Raw genomic sequence first — 21741 nt, forward strand, 5'->3', positions numbered from 1 at the left:
TCCAAAGACGGGGCGGAATTTACAGGTCAGTGGTCCCGTGGACACCGGCACCGGGGGACGCCAGCGTCGCCCTGATGGTCGCGGCCACCGTGTCCACGTGGGGTGCCGCGACGATGCCGTAGTGGTCCGTGGGCAGATGACTGCGTACGGCGGACGGGGGCAGGCAGTCGTTCCACTGCCCGTCCAGGGCCTGAGGGTCTGCGGGAGCGGGCATGCCCGCCGTGGGGTGTTCGGCCAGCCAGAGATACGTGGGCACGGAGACGATCGGCCGTACGTGGTGCTCCCCGAGACTGCGCAGATTCGCGCGGCAGCAGCGAGCCAGCCTCTCGGCGTACACCTGTGCCTGCTCGGTCGGCAACGAGGACGCCCCCGCGCCGAGTTCGGCGGCGAACACCTTCTCCAGGTCAGCCTCGGCATAGGAGGTGACCAGCGCTTCTGCCTGGGGCGGGGGAGGATCCAGAAGGTATAGGGCCTCCAGTGGCCGGCCGGCCACCTCGGCGAGGCCCGCCATCTCCATCGCCACACGGGCGCCGTAGGACCATCCGGCCAGGTGCAGCCGGTGGGCCGGTCCGCCGAAGCGCGCACGCAGCGCCACGTCGTAGTGATGGGCCCGCTCGGCCAGCGACCACGCGGGCATCCCGGCGTCGCGGAGTGCCGGGTCGGCTATGAGGCACACCGTCGGTGCGGGTCCGAGGGCTGCCACCAGGGAGCGGTACGCCTGGATGTCCCCGCCCACGGGGTGCACCAGGCACAGGACGGCCGCACCGGTCCCCTCCTGCCAGATGTCGAGGACGACCCGGGAAGCGTTCGCGGCCGTCCCGGCGGGGGGCTCGGCGCAGGTCAGGGCCTCCAGGTGCTTCAGGATCTCCGTGAGACTGACGCGGTGGCTGAAGGAGGCCAGGTCGACCTCGACGCCGTAGTCGTCCTCGATCTGGGCGATCAGGCTGATCAGGGTCAGTGAGTCGGCCCCCAGGTCGTAGAGGGAGTCCTCAGGGTCCAGCTCGTCCACGCCCAGCAGACCCTTGACCACCCCGGCCAGGGCCTCCGCCCGCTCCAGGCTGCCGCCGGTGGCGGAGGCGTCCTCCTCTCCGCCCGTCGGGTGCACCCCGGAGCGCGAAGGCCGGCCCTCGGCCCCGGCAGGAGCGTAGAAGGCGCGTGAGGCATCGATGTCGGTGGTGGATACGAGGAGTTGAGGCAGTTGCAGGGCCAGGGCGTGGGCGAAGACGGCTTGGCCCTCCTCGACGGTCAGCCCGATCGCGAGGTGCGCCTGATGGCGGCTGTCCGCGTCCAGGACCCGGGTCGCCATTCCGGTCTCGCGCCAGATGTCCCAGTCGATGCCGATCCGTACGGTCGTCTCCGTGTCGCCGGCGCGGTGGTGGGCGAATCCGTCGAGGAGGCTCGCGCCGGCTGCGTAGTCGCTCTGGCCGACGCCGCCTAGCAGGGCGGACATGGACGAGCAGTAGACCGCGATCTCCGGGCGGAAGGCTGCGATCAGGTGCTCGACGACGAGTGCGCCCCTCTCGCGGACCGCGGCGGCGTCGCGCATCGCAGCGGCGTCACGGCGTACGAGCAGCCCTCCGTGTCCGAGCCCGGCTGCGTGGACGACTCCGTCCAGCCGTGACGTGTGGGCGGCGACGGCCTCCGCCACTTCCTGCACCGTCAGGGCCGTGAGATCGGCCGGGACGAGGCCGACGCGGTCGGACCATCCGCTCAGCTCCTCGGGCAGCCGCGGCTCTCTCGACAGCAACAGGACGCGTCCGCGGGTGTGCTCGAGCAGCCAGGCGGCGACGGCGCGGCCTATGCCGCCCGTGCCGCCGAGCACCAGGTGGACGGTGTCCGCTCCGGCCGGTACGAGGGGCCGCGCACCCTCCGGCTCCGGTATCGCCGTCGTGCCCTGCCGCCACCAGTAGCCCTGCCGCAGCGCGAGCTGGCGCGGTAGGACCGTTCCGTCGCCCGGACCGGCTTCATGTGTCTCGGCGACGATCGAGGCCACGTGTCCGGCCCAGCGCGTGAGGTCGCCGTCGGGGAGGTCGAGCCAGTGGCCGTGCAGGACGGACTCCTGAGGGGCGACCTCGACCGGCCCGGCGAGGAGCCCCAGTTCAGGTCGGTCCACGGTCCCCGTCACGGGCCGTGCGCCGTAGGACAGCCACCACACCCGAGGGGATCCGTTCCGCCCGGTCAGTGCCTGGACCAGTGCGGCCGTGGTGTCGATGCAGGTGTGACGGGCGAGCTCCAGGGTTCCGGGACCCACCGGGCCTGTCACGTCGAGGGGCAGCGCGTGCACCCATTCCAGGTCGGCACAGGCGGGAACGCCGTCCTCGGACAGTGCGTCCAGCAGCTTGCGCAGAGACACCGGATCGGCGGGGTCCACGTCGTAGGCGTCCGGTCCTCCGCGGGCGAAGGCGCCGGCCGGGCGCACCCGGATCACTCGCGACGCCACCGCCTCGAAGGGCGCGAGCGCTGTCCGTGGAGTGTTCCCGGAGGCCACCACGACCACGGTGGGCGCGCGGCCGGCCGGCACGGTGGTGTCCGCGACGGCGGCACGGCGCACTCGGACCCAGTGCGGTTGGTGCAGCCAGTTCTCACGTGGGAGCCGCCGGGGTGTGGCGGCCGGAGCCTCGCGCGGCTCCTCGGGCAGCCGGCCGAAGTCGTACGCGGCCAGGGAGAAGGACGGGGGTGGGAAGTCCCAGGGCGCCGGAGCGGAGCCTGCCCCCCAGTCGACGGAGTGCCCGGCGGCCCAGTCCCCGGCGAGGTCCCCGGCCGTGCGACCGGCCGCGGAGACCGTTACCGCATCCGGGTCCGCGGTACCGGGCGGCACCTCTCCCGCGGCCACCGCGCGCAGCCACTGTTCGGCCGCGGCGGCGTCCGTCACGGGTGCCGCGGTCCGCAGACGGCGAGCGACCCGGCCGGACTGGAGGTGACGCAGCACCGGTTCGAGCCCTTCCGGGTGCAGCCGGAGGTAGTCGGCGATCCGGGCGGCGTCGGAGGCGAGGGCGTCCGCGCCGGAGGCCGACAGCACGAGGCACCCGGGCACCTCGCGGGCCGCCACCGGTCCGGGCGCGGTGTCCTGCTCGACGATGACGTGGGCGTTGGTGCCGCCGATCCCGAAGCTGCTGACCGCGGCGACCCGTTCGTGTTCCCCGCGCCAGGGCGTGGCCTCGGCCGGGATGTAGAAGGGGGTGGGATCGGGGCCGATCTCCGGGTTGAAGGAACGGAAGTTGAGATGGGGCGGGAGCGTGCCGTGGTGCACGGCGAGGACCGCGCGTACGAGTCCCACCACGCCGGCGGCCGCGCCCATGTGGCCGAGCTGGCTCTTGACGGAGCTCAGAGCGCAGCGGCCGGACTCGCTCACGCCGAACGCCTGCCGTAGCGCCCCCACTTCGATCGGATCGCCCAGCCGGGTCCCGGTGCCGTGGGCCTCCACGTATCCGAGGTCGGCGCCCGTGCGTCCGGCGCGGGCCAGGGCGGTCCGGATCACCTCGCGCTGTCCGGCCAGCGACGGCGCGGTGTAACTCATCTTGGCCGCACCGTCGTTGTTGATCGCAGAGCCCGTGATCAGTGCGTAGACGGTGTCTCCGTCGCGCCGTGCCTGCCGCAGCGTCTTGAGGACCACGACACCGACGCCGCTCGCGCCGACCGTGCCGGTGGCGTCGTCGCTGAAGGGGCGGCAGTCGCCGTCCGCGGAGAAGATGTGCTGCGGGCGGTAGCGGTAGCCGCCGGTCAGCTTGGGGTCGATGAGTACTCCTCCGGCGAGCATCACGTCGGCTTCGCCCTGCCGGAGCAGCCCGGCGGCGAGGTGCACGGCCACCAGAGAGCTGGAGCAGGCGGTCTGGGCGCTGAAGGCGGGACCGGTCAGCCCGAGGTGGTACGCCACCTTGGTGGCCAGGAAGTCCTTCTCATGGTGCAGGGCGAGCTGGAAGCCGTCGGGCAGGTGCTCGGGGTCGGCCTCGCGCAGCAGGGACTGGAAGTAGGTGTTCTCCCCTGCGCCGGCCACCAGGCCCACCCGGGCGGCCGCGGTGTCCGCCACTCCCGCGTGTGCCAGGGCCTGCACCGCGGCCATCAGCAGGTGCCGCTGCTGGGGGTCCATCAGACGGGCCTCCTGCGGGCTGATGCCGAAGTGGCCCGGGTCGAAGTCGAGCATGCCGTCGAGCGTGCTGTGCGCACCGACGAATCCGTCCGGCGCGTCGATGCGGCGGATGCCGGTGCCGCCGGAGACCACGAGTTCCCAGAAGGCGGCCAGGTCCGGGGCGCCGGGCACCCGTACCGCCATGCCGACGACCGCGATCGGCTCGGTGGGGCCGGTGGCACCGTTGTCCTTCTCCGCAGGCGGGGTGAGTGGCCGCGGGGCGGTGAGATGGCGGGCCAGGGAGCGGACGGTGACGTGCTCGAACAGGTCCGCGACACGGAAGCGCAGCCCGAGTGCCGTGGTGCAGCGCAGGTGGAAGCGCATCAGGGCCAGACTCGAGGCACCCGCCTCGAAGAAGGTCTGGTCCGGTGCGATCGAGGACCCGGTGACCTCCTCGAAGGCGGTGGTGAGGCGTTCCTCCGCGGCCGACAGGCCCGTACGGGCGCTCGCGGAACGGCGTATCTCTTCCCCCGGTGCCCGGATCACCGCCTGCCGGTCCAGCTTGCCGCTGGGTGTGCGGGGAAGTCTCTCCAGCCTGCGGTAGCGGTCCACGCGCACGTAGGACGGCAGCAGACCGGACAGATGGGCGGTCAGGTCGTCGGCGGACGGCGCTTCGCCACGGATCTCCAGGCCGGCCGTCAACCGGTCTCCCTCACGAGTGACGACCGCGTTGACCACCGCCGGATGGCGCAGCAGGGCCGCCTCGACGGAGCCGAGTTCCAGCCTGTGCCCGCTCAGTTTGATCTGGTCGTCGTCGCGGCCCGCGTGGTGCAGCAGGCCCGCACGGTCGAAGAACGCCAGGTCACCGCTGCGGTAGAACAGGCCCGCGCCGGGGAGTTCGACGAAGCGGGTGTCGTCTTGTGCGGTGTCGGTGAGGTAGCAGCGGGTGGCCATGGTGCCGCCGATCAGCAGCTCGCCGGTGCACCCGGCCGGGACCGGGTCGCCCTGGGCGTCGACCACGCGCAGGTCGGCGCCTGCCACCGGGAGTCCGACGGCAGGCCGCTCGGGCCACTGCTCAGGATCTCCCTCCAGGCACAGCGCGCTGACCACATGTGTCTCGGTCGGCCCGTAGTGGTTGAACAGGCGCGCTCCGGGAAGACCGGCGAACCAGCGCCGGATGCTGTCGGTGCACACCAGCTGTTCCCCCGCGGTGACCACGTCGCGCAGCCGGGAGGGATACCTGTTCAGGCGGACGGCGTACTCGGCGAGCAACTGCAGGGCCACGTACGGCATGAAGATCCGCTCGACACCCGCGGATTCCAGCCGGTCCAGGAGCGCGGGCGCGTCCTGACGCCACTCGGGCCGTACGAGCTGGAGGCTGCCCCCCGTGCACAGCGTCCCGAAGATCTCCTGGAAGGACACGTCGAACGACAACATGGAGAACTGCTGGGTGACCGCGGGGCCTGTCAGGCCGCCGGGACCGGACTGCCACCTGATCAGGTCGCACAGAGTGCGCTCGTGGATCTGTACTCCCTTGGGCACGCCTGTGGAGCCGGAGGTGAACAGCGTGTACAGGGGGCGGATGCCGTCGGGTGCTGCCGCGTCGGCCGTGCGCCGAGGACACGGGTGCCCGTCGTACGGGGCACTCGTGTCGTCGCTGTCGCCTTCGCCCGGCACCGGGTCCACCGGTGCGACGAGGTGGCGCACCACACCCTCCGGGAGCAGCGGGTCCAGCGCCGGCGAGCCGTCCTGGGTGACCAGGACGCACAGCGGGTCGATCTGCGCCAGTACGCGGCCCAGCACGTCGGCAGGGTAGGAGGGGTCCAGGGGGACGGCGGTGACGTTCAGCCGTGCCAGTGCGAGCAGCGCAACCACGTGTTCGGCGGAGGGGGTCAGGTACAGGGCCGCCCGGCAGGGGCTGCCGTCGTCCGGGATCGGATAGCGGTCGGCCAGCTCCGCGGCCAGGGCTGCGGCGCGGGCGTCGAGGGTCGCGTAGCTCAGGGTGACACCCTCGGCCGTGACGACGGCGGGGGCCTCCGGCGTGAGAGCGACCTGCCGGGCGAAGCCCTCGGCGACGGTGGTGAAGCCGGGGTCCGGGGCGGGCCCACGCCCGTGCTGCGGGAGGGAGTGCCGGTATCGCGCGACGAGTGCGCGAGCGGTGCAGTCGCCACCGGCCGCGAGGGCGTCCACGCCCCGCCGGAACAACTCCGCCATCGCCTCGACGTCCTCGCCGGTGAACCGGTCCTCGGCGTACTCCCACAGCACGTCGAGTCCGTTCGCATGCTCGACCACGGAGACCGTCATCGGGCACTTGGCCTCCGGACCCGCCCACCACAGGGGTTCCTGGGCACAGCCGGGCAGCCGCAGCGCCCCGAAGTCGGTGTTCTCCAGGACGAACAGGAAGTCGAACGGTGTGCTGTCGCCGACGCCCTCCCAGCCGGTCAGCACGTCCGAGAGTGCCACGTCCTGGCGTCCCAGGACCTGCCCTGTGGCGGTCCCGGCGCGGGCGAGGTGCGAGCGCAGGTCCGCACCGGGCGTGACGGTCAGGGGCAGCAGCACGGTGTTCGCCATCATGCCCGCGGTGTTCTCGAACTCGTGCACCGGGCGGCCCGCGACCGGAGCGGCGATGCGCGGGCGGACCAGGCCGGTCACGCCGTAGAGGCACCAGGTGAACACGGTCAGCAGCACCTGGAACCGGGTCAGTCCGAACGCAGTGCACAGCTGGTCGACCTGGGCCCGCCGCAGCACGTCGAGCGACGTGTGCAGCAGGCGCGCCCGCGGTGCCGGTCCCGCCGCCCGGGCGGGCAGCGGCTCCTGCGGGTCCTCCAGACCCTGGTAGAACGTGAGCAGTTCGTCGCGCTGCACCTGGTAGTCCGTGCTCGCGAACCGATCCCGCTGCCAGACGGCGAAGTCCAGCGGGGTCGGTCCCGGCTCGGCGGGCCGGTCGCTTCCGGCGTAGGCCGCCGACAGGTCGTGCAGCAGGACGCTCAACGACCAGCCGTCCACGGCGATGTGGTGCAGGTGCAGCAGGAGCGTTCCGCCGCCGTCACGGGGCAGCCAGCAGGCTCTGAGCATGCGGGGGACGGCGAGGTCGCAGGGCTCGGAGAAGAAGGTGTCGGCGAAGGAGTGCGCTTCGTCCTCGCTCCAGGACTGCCGGTGGCCGGGCTCGTACCAGGGGTCGTACGGCTCGCCGACAGTCTGTTCCAACCCGTCCGGCCCGAGGCCGAAACCCGTCCGCAGCGCCGCGTGGCGATCCACCAGGCTGCGCAGGGCTCGCCGGAGGACAGCGGCGTCGACGGGACCGTCCACGCGGTAGGCCTGGCCGACGGAGTAGGCCCGGGAGCCCGGGGTGCGGCGCTGTACCAGCCACAGCCGCTCCTGCTCGCTGGTTGCGGGCGCCGTGCGGGCACCGGAGACCACCGGCCCCCGCAGGGTGCTCTCCGCACCCGGGGAGACCGTCACGAGGGACCGGGCGACGGCGGCCAGGTCGCCGTGGAGGACGGCCGCCGGCGTCAGCTCGCGGCCCCAACGCTGTCGTACGGCGAAACAGAACCGGAGCGCCTTCAGCGAGTCACCGCCGCTGGCGATCCACCGGTCACCGAGCCCGAGGCCGGTGGCGCCGAGTATCTCCTCGGCCAGCTCGACGACCCGGCGCTCCGTCTCTGTCGCGGCCGGTCCCTCGGAGGGGGAGGCGGCGGGCCGCCAGGGCTGCCCGGCCTGCCGCAGCAGAGCGGCCTGGTCGACCTTTCCGTTGGCGTTGAGTGGCAGCTCGGCCACGCGATGGATGTGGTGGGGTCGCATGTAGCTGGGCAGGTGAGCCGTCAGATGGCCGTCGAACTCCTCGTAGGACAGCTCCTGACGCAGGACGACGAACGCCAGCAGTTCGTTGGGCCCCTCCCGGCCCGCGCGGCGGGTGCACACGTGGGCCCGCCGGACCGCCGGGTGGGTGAGGACGCGCCGCTCCACCTCGCCGGGCTCGATCCTGAAGCCACGGACCTTGACCTGGCGGTCGGTCCGTCCGATGTAGACCACCAGACCGTCGTCGTCGGCCCGTACGAGGTCTCCGGTGCGGTAGTGCGGCTCCTCGCCGCCGTCGAGCCACGGCAGGCGTACGAAACGCCGCTCGGTCTCCTCGGTGAGGTTGCGGTATCCGGCGGCGAGTCCGGCTCCGCTGAGCAGGAGTTCGCCGACCTCACCGGGCGCTGCGACCCGCTCCTGGCCCGGCACGACCACGACCGCGCCGGTCTGCGGCAGCGGTCGGCCGATCGGCACCACGTCCCCGTCGAAGTCCCGCGGGATCGGATGGCACAGGGCGAAGGTGGTGGACTCCGTCGGTCCGTACGCGTTGAACAGACGCGTGCTGCTGCCCGCGTTGTCCCGGTACCAGCGGCGCATCACCTGGGCGTCGAGCTGCTCACCGCCCACAAGGACCTCGCCGGCCGCGGCGAAGCAGTCCGGCACGGCCGTGACCATCGCGTCGAACAGTGCCGTGGTGATGAAGACGGTGTCCACGCGTCCGTCCCGCAGGGCCGCGGCGAGCCGCTCGGGAGTCTGCACGTCCTCCTCGCCCAGGATCACGCAGCAGCCACCGGTCAGCAGGGGCACCCAGACTTCGAAACTCAGCGCGTCGAAGGCCGGATTGGCCAGGCAGGCATAGCGCAGACCGGGGTCGACGCGGATGTAGCCCGGTTGTGCCAGTCGCCGGACTCCTGCGTCACGGACCTCGACTCCCTTGGGCTGCCCCGTCGTTCCGGAGGTGTAGAACAGGAAGGACACCTCGCCGGGGACGGACGGAGCCTCCACGGTGCCGGAGGCCCCCGCACCGGGGGGAAGGGGCAGAAGGGTCTCCACGGTGAGGGCCTGCACGTCCTGCGGCAGCCCGGTGACACTCTCGCCCGGCCGGTGCACCAGGGCGACCGCCGCGGAATCCCTGAGGATGAAGTGACGGCGTTCGGCGGGGCTCTGGGCGTCGAGCGGCACGACCCGTGCCCCGAGTCGCAGTACGCCCAGCATCACGCAGACCAGCCGCCACGACCGCGGCAGCGCCACTGCCACGGCCTGTCCCGCGGTGACGCCCTGACGCCGCAGCTCCCGGGCGACCGCGGCGGCTGCCGTGTTCAAGGTCGCGTAGTCGAGGCTGACGTCGCCATCGACCACCGCTTCGGCGTGTGGTGCGAGAAGAGCTCGGCGGTGGATCTCGCGGGCTGTCCCGGTCGGGGCGCCCACGCTCTCGGCCACGTCGGTGGGGGATGTCTCGACGTGCGGTTTCATCGTGCCTCCGACGTGCCCGAAGGCATGGTGCGTTCCAATGTGCGCTGATCGTGTTCGGTGGTCAGCCGGTGCAGTTCCGCGGTGAGGACGGCGGCGACGCGCGGTAGTTCGTCGCTCTCCAACATGTCCCAGTGACCGCAGGCGACCGGCTCGGCCACGAACTCACCGCTGACACGACGCCTCCAGAACGCGCGTAGGCGAGCGGCAGCACCCTCGGCGTCCGCGTCCTCCACGGCCGTCGCCTGCATCAGCACGACACGGGCGGGTGAATCGGGTACGGCGTAGTCGCGCGTCGTCTCGCGATGGTGGTTGTACACGTTCAGGTACCGGGCCACCTGGTCGTCGTCGATACCCGGGTACATGCCGTTGAAGCGCACCAGTTTCTCCCTGAACTCCTCCATGCCGACCGGCGCGATCGCGGTGCGCTGCTCGTCGTCCTCGGCGCCGTGGGTGTCGAGGAGGACCACGCTGACCTTTCCGTGTCCGGCCGCCATCAGGCGGCGGCCCATCTCGTAGGCGATCAGGCCGCCGTAGGAGAGCCCGCACAGCACCACTGCCTCCTCGGGACGGGGGTCGACGAGCCGCAGATACTCCTCGGCCATCGCCTCGATACCGGGCAGAGTGGATTCACCGGGATTGATGCCGGGCGCCTGAAGCCCCACCACGCCGACCTCGTCGGGCAGTTCGGTGGACAAGGGCAGGTAGCAGAACGCGGTTCCGCCGGCGGGGTGCACACACACCACGCGCTGTCCGCTGCCGCCCGGGCGCAGTTCGACCAGGCTGCTGAGTTCCGAGGACTGCGCGGCATCCCCGCCGCCCGTGCGCACCCGCTCGGCGAGCGTCTCGATGGTGGGGTGCAGCATGACGGCCCGGACGGGCAGGACGACGCCGAGTTCCTCCTGGACCGCGGACGCCATCTTGATCGCCGAGATCGACGTGCCGCCCAGGTCGAAGAAGTTGTCACCTATGCCTATGTCCGGGTGCAGCAGCACCTCGCGCCACACCCGGTACAGCGCCATCTCCACGTGGTCCCGGGGCGCGGCCGCGTTGACCCGCCCCGCACGGGTGGCCGCCGCGACGCGCAGCACCTCTGCCCGGTCCACCTTGCCGCTGCGGTTCAACGGAAGCCGCGGGAACTCGGCCACCACGGTGGGGATCATGTAGTCGGGAAGACGGTCCTTGAGGGCCGTACGCCACTCGTGCGGCATCCGCGCACCCTCGGCGTCACACCCCACGCCGGCGACCAGGTGGGGGCCTCCGGGGGTGTCCCGATCGGCCAGGACGACGGCCTCCCGCACCCCCGGGACCGCGAGCAGTGCCGCCTCGACCTCACCGGGTTCGACACGGAAACCGCGCAGCTTGAGCTGGTCGTCGCGGCGGCCGACGTACTCGGCGTTTCCGTCCGGCAGCCAACGCGCCAGATCACCGGTGCGGTAGAGGCGTTCACCGGGGACGAACGGGTCGGGCACGAAGAGTTCGTCGGTGATGTCGGGCCGGTTCAGATACCCACGGGCCAGACTCGCTCCACCGAGGTAGACCTCTGCGGGAACTCCCACGGGTACCGGTCGCATCCGGCCGTCGAGCAGGTAGAGGCGTGTGCCACGCAGCGGCCGTCCGATGGGACACGGCCGCTCGTACGGCTGTGGGTCGGTGTAGGCGGTGGAGTAGAGCGTGGCCTCGGTCGGGCCGTAGCCGAAGCAGATGCGCAGGGAGGGCAGCAGCTCCCGCATGCGGTGCAGGGTGCTCTCGGGCAGGGATTCCACTCCCGTGAGGAGCTGACGCAGGCTGGAGCCTGCCAGGCGTGCGACCGGATCCTCGCCTATCCACAGGACGTAGGAGGGAGGCAGAAACGCCTGGACGACGCTGCGTTCGTGCATCCAGTTCATCAACGCCTCCGGGTCCCCACGTAGTTCGTCGGGGACCAGATGGAGCACGGCGCCGGTGGTCAACGGGACCAGGAGTTCGTGCACCGATGCGTCGAAGCCGATGCTCGACCAGGCCGACGACGCCTCACCGGGGGTGTCCCCCATGAGTTCACGCCAGTGGTCGAGGAGATTGACGATGCTGCGGTGCGTCACCGCCACGCCCTTGGGGCGGCCGGTCGATCCCGAGGTGTAGATGACGTAGGCGAGCCGATTCGGGTCGACGTCGAGGGCAGGCGCCTCGTCGCGCGTCCCCTCCGCCTCCACCTTCGCCAGGTGTTCCCACAGCTGTGTGTCCTCGTCCGTGGTGTCCTTCCGGTCGGTCAGGACGAGGAGCGCTGCGGCGTCGCTCACCATGGCGGTGAGCCGCTCCGGGGGCTGGGCGGGATCGAGGGGCAGGTAGGCGGCTCCGGATTTGAGGATCCCGAGCACACCGACGACGAGTTCGGCCGTACGTCCGGCGTGCAGGCCCACCACGCGATCGGGGCCGGCACCGCGCGCGACGAGCGCCTGGGCGAGGTGGTTGGCGCGGCGGTCGAGTGCCGCGTAGTCCAGCTCCGCCTCGCTGGCCACCACCGCACACTGCCCGGGTCGTTCGCGGACCTGCGCGGCGAAGCGCTCCAGTACGCCCGGCGACGCCGGGCCGGTCACGATGGGCCCTGTGCTGAAGGTGGCGAGGAGCGCCTTCTGCTCCTCCTCGTCGAGCAGCGTCAGTTCGGCGATCTCGGCATCGGGTTGCTCGGTCATCAGACGCAGCACCCGGAGGAATTGACGTAGGTACCGTTCGATGGTCTCCCGGTCGAAGAGCGCCACCGCGTAGTCGATCTCCCCGGCGAGGTGCCGGCCCTCATCGGCCAGGGCCAGGACCGTGTCGAACTTCGCCGGGACGTGGGCGGCGTCATCCCGCAACGCGACGTCCAAGTCGGGGAGTTCGAGTTCCCTCCGCATGGAGGGCACCCAGGCGAACATGGTCTGGAACAAGACTGTGCAGGCGGGACTCCGCGGCGGGTTGACCAGTTCGACGACGCGCTCGAAGGGGAGGTCGACGTGTTTCAAGGCGTCACGGATCCGTGTGTTCACCTGCTTCAGTACATCCTTGACCCGGGGCGAGCCGGAGAGGTCCGCGCGCAGGGCGAGGGTGTTGACGAAGAAGCCGATCAGCCCCTCGACGTCCCCGCGCCGGCGATTCGACGTAGGGGCGCCCACCACGACGTCCTCCTGCCCGGAGAGCAAGGACAGCAGCACGGACCAGCCGGTGAGTACGGTCGCGTAGAGGGTGACATCGTTGTCCGAGGCCAGGTCGCGCAGGGCCTGCGTCAGGCTCTCGTCGACGGTCACCGGCAACCGGGCGCCGCGGAAGTCCTGTTCGGGCGGGCGGAGCCGATCGGTGGGGAGGGTGGTCACAGCCGGCGTCCCGGCCAGTGTGGTGGTCCAGTAGTCGGCGTGCGGGACCGGCTCGTCTCCCGACATCCACTCCCACTGCCAGCGCGTGTAGTCGCTGTACTGCCACGTCAGTTCCGGCAGCGGGACCTCCTGCCCCTGGAGGAGCGCGGAGTACACCTGGCCCAGCTCTTTCAGCAGCAGGGAGCGGGACCAACCGTCGAAAACGATGTGATGTACCGTCAAAATCAGGACATGGTGGTCGGCTCGGAGCGCTACCAAGCAGCCGCGCGCCATGGGTTCCTCGCCCAGACGGAACGGGGTGCCCTCCACCTCCCGCCGTATGCGCGTGAGCCGTTCGGCCGCGTCGGCCAGTCCTGTCAGATCCTTGAAGGTCACCGGGAACCGGGTGTCCGGCGGATCGACCAGTTGAAGCGCCGTGCCCTCCGAGGGGACCAGTCGGGTGCGCAGGGCCTCGTGCCGGGCCGTGAGGACGTGGAGCGCCTCGACGAGCAGATCCCGGTCCAGGGGTCCCCGGATGTCGAAGGGCATGGGCTCGTTGTAGGCGGCGCTGGCGTCCCCGTCCATGCGCGCCATGACCCACAGGCGTTCCTGCGCCAGCGACAAAGGCGCGGAATTCTTCTCCTCGCCGGAATGGTTACTGACTGCGATGCGGGGTAAAGACACGAATTGCCCTTCACGAGAGGAGAGCGTGACGGAAATCGGATGCGAATTTCTCGGAATCGTCGCGCCGAAGTCCGGAACGTATGCGCTGTCATGGAAGTGTGTGTGCTTTGAAACAACGCCTTACGGATTCAGGGTCTTCGACGGGGCCCGGGTCGGGGTCGTCGGCTGAGCTGCCTGGTCCGCGCTCCGTCCGCGCTGGTGTGGGGGCAGCGCGGAGGGCGTGCTGATTCAGGTTTCGAACCGGACTTTTACGGACTCGGCGGCGTATCGCGCCGCGCTTCTGGGAATCGTCACCTGTCTGCCCAGGCTCCATAAAGTTGCGCGAGGTGCACGAGGAGTAACGGTTGCGTACGCTCCTGTCCAATTCGGCCGTCCGTGCGGTGGCTCATTTCCGTTGATGCTATGTGCGCTCGGATTGCATGGTCAACTGTGACCAACGCCACACCGATTCGGCGACGGAATACTGTTTGGGCTCGCCGTGCGAGGTCAAGGGGGGTGCCCGAAGAGGTTGGACCGCATGAGGACACGTGCGTGGGTGTCGCCGTGCCTCGCTCGGCCGACCGGGCGGTGGCGTGGACGGCCGTCGCCGGGGGACTCCTCCCTGCCGCCCGCCGACCTCGGCTCCGGCCCCGGGTCGGACGCCTGAGGGCCGTCCCGCACTGCACGGCGGGCGCGCGACCACAGCCCCGGCATCGCGCGACGTTGACGGCACGTCCGCTTCCGTCAAGATGCGGACATCCCTCCGCCGTGCGATGGGCCGCATCCGATGCCATGCACTGATCCACCGGGACCTGCGGGGCAACCCGTGAGCTGCTGAACGCGCCGCGGACGGGTTCTGACCGGCCGGCTCCTCCCCGGCGGACATACGCGAACTCTCCCGGGCTTCCGCGCACCGGCCTGATCCCCGAGCTTCCGGTACTCGGGCGCCCTCCCCTCACCCGCGACAGAGGTGCTGCCACGTCAGGTGTGGGGCGCCGCTTGCCTCTCCGGTGCGGATCCACCGGCTTCGGACGGCGGTCCCCCCTGCCCACGGCGTCCAGCCGAACCGGTCGCCACCGAACGCCCGGAGGGGTTCAAGGGGCGGCCGGGTGGTGCAGGACGCCACACATGACGGGGGAACGTCCGGATCGCGCACGCCCGGCGGACTCCACGGGGGCGTACTCCGACCGGGAGCGGGTACACGCAGGGGCGGCGGTACACGCGACGACGCGTTGCCCGCATCCGGAGTGATCGATCACCGAAGGAGAACCTGCTGTGCTGACACCCAGTCCTCAGGACCTGCGAGTAGCTCTGGCACGCTACGCCGACGCCCGTATCGAGGACGCACGCCGTTCCACGGACGTCACGGTCCGGGCGGTCGAGGACGCCACCCGCACCCTGTGCGTCATGACCGGCACCTGCGAGATCTCCGAGGCGCTGCACGCCGCCGACACCAGACTCGGTCTGCGTGCCGCCGGTGTCTCCGGTGGCGAGACCCTGACGGGGTCTCAGCAGGACAAGCGCCTTCGGGCCGCCTGATCGGCCGTCTCCCGTTCCGCCGTCGGCGGCGCGCCTGCGCCCACCGTTCGGGAAGCACTACGGCGCCACCGCCATGCTGTCGGTGGCGCCGCGTCATGTCTACTGCGAGACGGTGACCAGGGATGCGTAGTACGCGCCCAGCGAACGCAGGTAGAAGAGGTCGCCGGTGTCCTGATCGCGCTCGAAGCGCGGGGCGTCCATGATCTCGTCCTTGGTGCACGAGACCGTGATCACGCGCGCGGAGTCGTCGACGGCTGTCACCAGACCCACCGGTACGACGACGCTCCTGCCGAACTTCCAGACTCCTGCATCGACCACCACGTGGTCGAAGCCGGGAACCTGGGAGACCCTGACGACACTGCCCAGACCGCCGTCCTGGGTTTCCACTCCGTAGCCGATCATGTCCTCGCCCAGTACGCGGTTCAGATGCGCCGGGTAAGCCCAGACCGTGTCCATTGTCGCCTCCTCACGGCGGCCGCCGAATCCGGCCGCGGGACTTCCATATGCCCCTGCATACGGAAGTGAAGCGGCCTGGAAGCCGACCTCTGCCCAATTCACTCCGATGCGCCGCCGTGTACGCCGAGCCCGAGCCCGAGACCCGGCCGCGCGGGCACTCCTGGCGGCGGCCGGGCCCGGCCACGACTCCCTCATTTCCGCCCGCCGCTCGTCCCGCCCCCCGCGATCCCGTCGGCCCGGCCCGGGGGGCGTCGGCATCCCCCGCCGAGCCCGCACATGCGGTCCGCGCCGCTGCGGGTACCGCGCGGGGTGCGGGGCAACGGGTCCGACGGCACGATCACATGACCGACCGCCCCCGGATCGGTCGAACGACAGCCCGGCCCGCCGCTCTCGGTGCGCCCTCCGCCCACCCGGCTGTATAAGGTGTCACCCGTGCCTGGCGAGACTGACCTGCAACGACTTCTGACCTACATGCGGCCCGAGATGAATCCGGGACGCTACGTGTTCACCACCGTGGCCGGAGGCATTCCTCCCGGGGTGACTCCGGTCGTCACGGTGGCCGAACTCGAAGGCCTCACCCTGGTGCTGCGGCAGGAGGATGCCGAGGCGGCGGGGCTGACGTACGACTACGTGGCCGGGTGGTTGGTCCTGCGGGTGCACTCCGCCCTGGACGCGGTGGGCCTGACCGCCGCGGTCGCCCACGAACTCGCGCGTGCCGGCGTCAGTTGCAACGTGGTGGCCGGATTCCACCACGACCACCTCTTCGTGCCGTACGAGGCGGCGGAGCGTGCCATGGAACTGCTCGAAGGGCTCTCCCGGAGATCCGCGGCAGGCGTCGCGTAGTAGCCTCAGTGGTTCTCCGGGAAGGGCATTCGAGGTGCTCGGGACGAGAATGCCCCGGCTCCCGCCGGGCGCTCCGGACCCCGTACGTTCCCCTTCCCGCCGTCGGGAGAGGACTGAAGACATGACAGAGAACGCGCGTACCTCGGAGTCCATCGAGGTGGTGGGGGCGCGGACCAACAACCTCCGCGATGTCACCGTGAGCATCCCCAAAGGACGGGTGGTGGCCTTCACGGGGGTCAGTGGCAGCGGCAAGACCTCGTTAGCGATCGACACGCTGCACAGCGAGGCCCAACTCCGCTACCTGGAAGGGCTTTCCCCGTTCGTCCGGCAGTACATCACCCAGCGCAACCGCCCCAAGGTGGACCGGGTCCTCGGTCTCGGCGCCACTCTCGCCGTCGACCAGCGCCGGCTCAACCGCAACCCTCGTTCCACCGTCGCCACCATCACCGGCATCGACGGCCACCTCGGACTGCTGTACTCCCGGCTGCCCGGCATCGGCCCGGACGTGGTTCCCGGCGACGGCCATCTCAGCACGGCCCACTTCGACCGGCACAGTCCGGAGGGCAGCTGCCCGGACTGCCACGGCGTCGGCGGACGCTGGCAGGCACGGGAAGAACTCGTCATCACACACCCGGAGTTGCCCCTCTTCGACGGCGCCTCTCCCTGGTACGCGAAGTGGCGCTCCGGCGAACACGCCTTCATTCCCGCGCTGGCCGAGAAGCGCGGCGTGGACCTGGCACAGCCCTGGCAGTCGCTGCCCGAAGGCTTCCGGCACAACGTGCTGTACGGCACGGGTGACGAGAAGATCGAGGCGACCGTCGAGATGCCGAACAAGAACGAGACCTCCTCCTGGACCTACACCTCCAGCGAGCCGCTGCGCGGGGCACTCGCCGAAGTGGAGAGGGTCTTCGCGAACGCGGCGACACCCAGCGCCAAGGAGCGGTACCTGCCGTACATGCGCAAGATGCCCTGCACCACCTGCGGCGGCACCGGCTACGACGCGATCGCCCGGTCGGTACAGCTCGGCGGGCTCGCCTACCCCGAACTGCTGGAGGTCGACGTCCGCGAGGTCCGCGCCTGGGGGGACCGGGTCACCTCCGGCCTCGGCACCGGACAGCGCGCGGTCGGCGAACCCCTCCTCCAGGACCTCGCCCGCAGACTCCGGGTGCTGGACCGTCTCGGCCTCGCCCACCTCCAGCTGTCGCGCGGCGCGGCCACCCTGTCCGGCGGCGAACTCCAGCGCACCCGGCTCGCCGCCCAGCTCAGCACCGAACTCAGCGACATCATCTTCGTCCTGGACGAGCCGGGCACCGGCCTCCACCCCGCGGACAAGGCCCATCTGCTGGACATCGCGCTGGAACTGCGCGCCGCCGGGAACACCGTGCTGCTGGTCGAGCACGACCCGGAGCTGATCGCCCGCGCCGACTGGGTGATCGACATGGGCCCCGGCGCCGGACGGCTGGGCGGCGAGGTGCTCGTCTCCGGCACTCCGGCGGACGTAGCCGCGCACCCGACCTCGCTCACCGGCCACTACCTCGCCGGGAAGGGACCGCGCCTGCGCCGCGCCCGCCGGCCGGTCGGGGACGGCACCCGCTGGGTCGAGCTGCACGGGCTGTCCGCGCACAACGTGACCACCGACCTGGTCCGCTTCCCGGTGGGCCGGCTGACCTGCCTGACCGGGGTCAGCGGCAGCGGCAAGAGCAGTCTGCTCGGCGCGCTCGGCGCAGGGACGGAGGCGGCTCTGACCGGAACGGCGGCCGACACCGTCCGCCGGGTCACCGGCAGCGAGAGCTTCAGCTGGGTCGCCGTGGTCGACCAGGAGCCGATCGGCCGGACACCCCGTTCCAACCCCGCCACGTACAGCAAGGCGTTCGACATCGTCCGCAAACTGTTCGCGGAGACCGACGAGGCACGCAAGCGGGGCATCAAGTCCTCCTGGTTCTCCTTCAACGCGGCGAACGGCGGACGCTGCGAGACCTGCACCGGATACGGCCGCAAGCTGGTCAACATGCACTTCCTGCCGGACGTGTGGGTGGTCTGCGACGCCTGCGAGGGCCGCCGTTACACAGCGGAGGCCCTGGAGATCACCTACCAGGGTCTGAGCATCGACGGGGTGCTGGAACTGACCGTCGCCGAGGCCGTCGAACGCCTCACGGACCACCGCCAGCTGGCGGAGGCCCTGGAGGCCATGGACCGGGTCGGGCTCGGCTATCTGCAACTCGGGCAGAACGCCACCGAGCTCTCCGGCGGCGAGGCGCAGCGCCTGAAGCTGGCGTCGGCGATCCAGCGGGGATCCGCGGGCCGTAAGGCCGGACTGGTCGTGCTCGACGAACCCGTCTCCGGACTGCACCCCTCCGACATCCAGCGCATGGTGGACGCCTTCGACCTGCTGCTGGACTCGGGCAACACCGTGGTCGTCGCTGAGCACGACATCCCCGTCGCCGCCTCCGCGGACTGGGTGATCGACCTGGGGCCGGGCGCCGGCCCGGACGGGGGCGCGGTCGTGGCCGTGGGAACCCCGGACCAGGTCGCGGAAGCCGACACCCCGACCGCGGGCTTCTTCCGCCGGTACGCGGCCGGGCTGCCGCTGCTGGGCGGGCCCGCCGGCCACTGAGGCACCGGTGGCGCCCCGCGCCCGGCCGTGGGCGTGCACGGTCAGGCGTGGGGCGACACCAGCTCCACGACGGTGATGTCCGGGTCGGCGCCCAGCCGGACGGGCGGCCCCCAGAAGCCGGTGCCCCGGGTCACGTAGAGCAGGGTGTCCCGGTACCGGCTCAGCCCCGCGACGTGCGGTTCGGCCAGGGTCGCGAGCTGGGTGAAGGGCCAGAGCTGGCCGCCGTGGGTGTGCCCGGACAACTGGAGGTCCACCCCGTACCGGGCAGCCTCCGTGACCTGCGCGGGCTGGTGCGCGAGGAGGACGACGGCCCGGTCCCGGTCGCGTCCGCCGAGCGCGGCCTCGTAGTCGGGGCCGTCGCCGTGGTCGACGCCGCTCGCGTCCTCGACCCCGGCCAGGTCGAAGCCGGGCAGAGCCACCCGCTCGTTGCGCAGGGTGCGCAGCCCGAGTCCGCTCACGAAGCGGACCCACTGCTCGGCACCGGAGTAGAACTCGTGGTTCCCGGTGACGTAGTACGCGCCGTGCCGCGCCCGGAGGTCCGCGAGCGGTTCGGCGGCCCGCCCTTGGGTGGCCACGTCGGCGTCCTCCACCAGATCGCCGACCAGGGCCACCAGATCGGGTTCGATGCCGTTGAGGAGGTCCACCAACTGCCGGGTCCGGGAGCGCCCCACCAGCACGTTGAGATGGATGTCGCTGATCAGGGCGATCCGGAAGCCGTGGGCCTGCCGGCCGAGCCGGGCGAGCGGCACGGTGAGGTGCTTGATCCGCGGCGGCCCGAGCGCGGTGTACGCGCCGTACCCCACCGCTGCGGTGGCGGCGGTCCCGGCGGCCAGGGCGACGGCCCGGTTCACGAACATCCGGCGGGAGGGGGTGAGGTGGTCGACGGCCGTACGCCCGGGGGAGTCCGGAGGGGACGAGGGCTCCTCGCCGGTCACGGACGCCCTGCCCGGGTCCCCGGGCGCCGTGTCACCGGCGGAACGCCTCCGCCGGGCGCGCCGCAGGAACGGGCGGACCACCTCACCCACCAGCAGGGCCAGCGTCAGATAGAGGATTCCCGCCATCCAGGTGAAGCCGGGCCAGCCCACCGCCGTGGCCAGCGGTGCGGGCAGCGCGCGCTCCCCGGGCGGCGCGGCGACCAGCAGCAGGGCCAGCAGGACGATCAGCGCCGTGCCGGCCCGGCGCCACCACGAACCGGGAGACGTGGTGTCGCGGACCGTCCGCCGCCACACGTAGTAGTGGACACCGGCCAGTACCGGCAGTACGAGCGCGACGAACAACGCGGAGGACACCGGACCCCCGGATCAGCCGGCGAGCGGGCGCGGGGCTCCGCACCAGCGACGCAGAGCCCTCGTCAGCCCCCGGCCGGGTTCGACGCCCGCCCAGGCCACATATCCGTCGGGCCGGATCAGCACATGGGGGGGCCACCTGTCGCCGAGGGGTTCGGCGAGCACGCCCGTACGCAGCCGGGCCTCCCAGCCCGTGGCGGCGGGCGGACAGCCGTGCGTGCCGGTCAGCACGAAACCGCCTTCCCGGAACAGCTCGTACAGCCGCTCCGGGCCGCCGGGAGCAGCTACGAGGGGCCGGTCCGGGACCCGCAGGCCCGTCCACCGGTCCTGCCCTCCCGCCGGGTAGCGCAGGGCCAGCCCCGACAGGTGCAGTACGTTCAGACGGTGGACCGGCTTGATCCGCATCGACCACATCGCGGCCTTCCGCAGGGTCCGTGCCGGAAGACTGTCGGAGGTCTCGAAGCGGAAGGAGAGATCCGTCTTGCGCAGCGTCTCCGCCGCGATCGGGTACCGCTCCGCCTCGTAACTGTCGAGCAGCCCCTCCGGCGCCCACCCGTCGAGTGCCGCCCGCAGCTTCCAGCCCAGGTTGAACGCGTCCTGGATACCGGTCTGGAGCCCCTGCCCACCGGACGGGATATGGGTGTGCGCGGCGTCCCCGGCGAGCAGCACCCGGCCGACCCGGTACTTCTTCGCGTGCCGCTGCGAGCTGCGGAACCGGGACAGCCACAGGGGATCGTGGATGCCGATGTCCAGGCCCAGGATGGCGGCGCAGCTCTCGCTCAGATCCTCCAGTGTCAGCGGCTCGTCGGCGGGGACGGTGAACTTCTCCCGGTCCAGCACGATGACCCGGTACGTGCCGTCGCGGAACGGGAACAGGGCCGCCATGCCGCGCCGGGTGATCCGCGCGTACTCGGCGGGCCCCGGCGGACTGCTCAGCCGGGCGTCGGCCATCATCAGCGACTGGTCGTAGTTCCAGCCGTCGAAGCTCACGCCGATGGCGTCGCGGACGGTGCTGTTCACCCCGTCGCAGCCGACGACGTACCGGGTCCGGACGGTGGTCTGACCCTCCGGTCCGGTCAGTTCGACGTCCACCCCGTCCTCGTCCTGCGACAGCCCGGTCATCTCGGTTCCGGGCAGCAGGACCGCGCCCGCCTTCTCGGCGGCGGCCTGCAACGCCTCCTCGGTCCGCACCTGCGGGATGGACAGGCTGAACGGGAATCCGGTGTCGAGCAGTCCGTAGTCCAGATAGCCGTCCTCGTTGCCGAGCGGCGGATGCGGGCACTCCCGGCCCCCGGCCAGCACGTCGCCCACCCGCCCCCGCATGTCGAGGAGTTCCAGCGTGCGGGGCTCGACCGTGCAGGCACGGGACAGCCGGCTGCGCCCGGTGCGCTTGTCGACCACCTGGCAGGAGACGCCGAAGCCGGCCAGCTCCGCCGCGAGCGCGAGCCCGGCGGGTCCCGCGCCGACGATGATCACCTGTGGGGACGGCGGCATCTTCTGACTCCTTCGGATCGGCCGGACCCGCCGCACGGGGGGTACGCGGGTGTGCCGGGCGCAGATCGACGGCAGGGGCGGCCGGACGAGGACCACGGAGCCGCTTCCCGTCGGGATGCGAGCCAGTTAACGGGCGGGTCCGTGGCGGGCGCAACCACGTTGAGAACGAGGTGAGAGGCGCCGGAGAGCGAGGGCCCGCGGATG

8 protein-coding genes are annotated in these 21741 nt (G+C 71.5%); 3 read left to right on the forward strand and 5 right to left on the reverse strand.

The window, feature by feature from the left end:
- Positions 1-19: 19 nt before the first annotated feature.
- Together BA175_RS05485 and BA175_RS05490 are read right to left on the reverse strand one after the other, a co-directional pair.
- Positions 20-9337, reverse strand: a complete 9318-nt coding sequence (locus BA175_RS05485) for a non-ribosomal peptide synthetase (protein ID WP_069170055.1) — start codon at positions 9335-9337, stop codon at positions 20-22.
- Positions 9334-13266 carry a non-ribosomal peptide synthetase gene (locus tag BA175_RS05490; protein WP_254667810.1) on the reverse strand — a complete coding sequence of 1311 codons (3933 nt, stop codon included), beginning with the start codon at positions 13264-13266 and terminating at the stop codon, positions 9334-9336. The genes BA175_RS05485 and BA175_RS05490 overlap by 4 nt, the downstream gene beginning before the upstream one ends.
- Before the next feature lie 1314 nt (positions 13267-14580).
- Here BA175_RS05490 and BA175_RS05495 point away from each other — a divergent pair.
- Complete coding sequence (locus BA175_RS05495) at positions 14581-14844, forward strand: DUF5133 domain-containing protein (RefSeq protein WP_069170056.1); 264 nt, start codon at positions 14581-14583, stop codon at positions 14842-14844.
- Between the two features lie 99 nt (positions 14845-14943).
- On the opposite strand, the gene BA175_RS05500 is transcribed toward BA175_RS05495, so the two are convergent.
- On the reverse strand, positions 14944-15300 hold the full coding sequence (locus BA175_RS05500) for a hypothetical protein (protein ID WP_069170057.1): 357 nt from the start codon (positions 15298-15300) through the stop codon (positions 14944-14946).
- Positions 15301-15732: 432 nt separating this feature from the next.
- On the opposite strand from BA175_RS05500, the gene BA175_RS05505 reads away from it, so the two are divergent.
- Together BA175_RS05505 and BA175_RS05510 are read left to right on the forward strand one after the other, a co-directional pair.
- Positions 15733-16143, forward strand: coding sequence for an ACT domain-containing protein (locus BA175_RS05505; protein ID WP_069170058.1), 411 nt, complete (start codon positions 15733-15735; stop codon positions 16141-16143).
- Between the two features lie 121 nt (positions 16144-16264).
- A complete protein-coding gene (locus BA175_RS05510; RefSeq protein ID WP_069170059.1) occupies positions 16265-18757 on the forward strand; it encodes an excinuclease ABC subunit UvrA in 2493 nt (830 codons plus the stop codon).
- A 41-nt stretch (positions 18758-18798) separates the two neighbouring features.
- On the opposite strand, the gene BA175_RS05515 is transcribed toward BA175_RS05510, so the two are convergent.
- Complete coding sequence (locus BA175_RS05515; protein WP_069170060.1) at positions 18799-20046, reverse strand: metallophosphoesterase; 1248 nt, start codon at positions 20044-20046, stop codon at positions 18799-18801.
- A gap of 12 nt (positions 20047-20058) precedes the next feature.
- Positions 20059-21537, reverse strand: a complete 1479-nt coding sequence (locus tag BA175_RS05520) for an FAD-dependent monooxygenase (RefSeq protein WP_069170061.1) — start codon at positions 21535-21537, stop codon at positions 20059-20061.
- Positions 21538-21741 lie beyond the last annotated feature (204 nt).

Source organism: Streptomyces griseus (genome assembly GCF_001715295.1).
Lineage (GTDB): Bacteria > Actinomycetota > Actinomycetes > Streptomycetales > Streptomycetaceae > Streptomyces > Streptomyces griseus_G.

Excerpts from the sequence above, each read along its gene's own strand:
- BA175_RS05485 (WP_069170055.1), bottom strand. The coding sequence starts at position 9,337 with ATGAAACCGCACGTCGAGACATCCCCCACCGACGTGGCCGAGAGCGTG.
- BA175_RS05500 (WP_069170057.1), bottom strand. The coding sequence starts at position 15,300 with ATGGACACGGTCTGGGCTTACCCGGCGCATCTGAACCGCGTACTGGGC.
- BA175_RS05510 (WP_069170059.1), top strand. The coding sequence starts at position 16,265 with ATGACAGAGAACGCGCGTACCTCGGAGTCCATCGAGGTGGTGGGGGCG.
- BA175_RS05520 (WP_069170061.1), bottom strand. The coding sequence starts at position 21,537 with ATGCCGCCGTCCCCACAGGTGATCATCGTCGGCGCGGGACCCGCCGGG.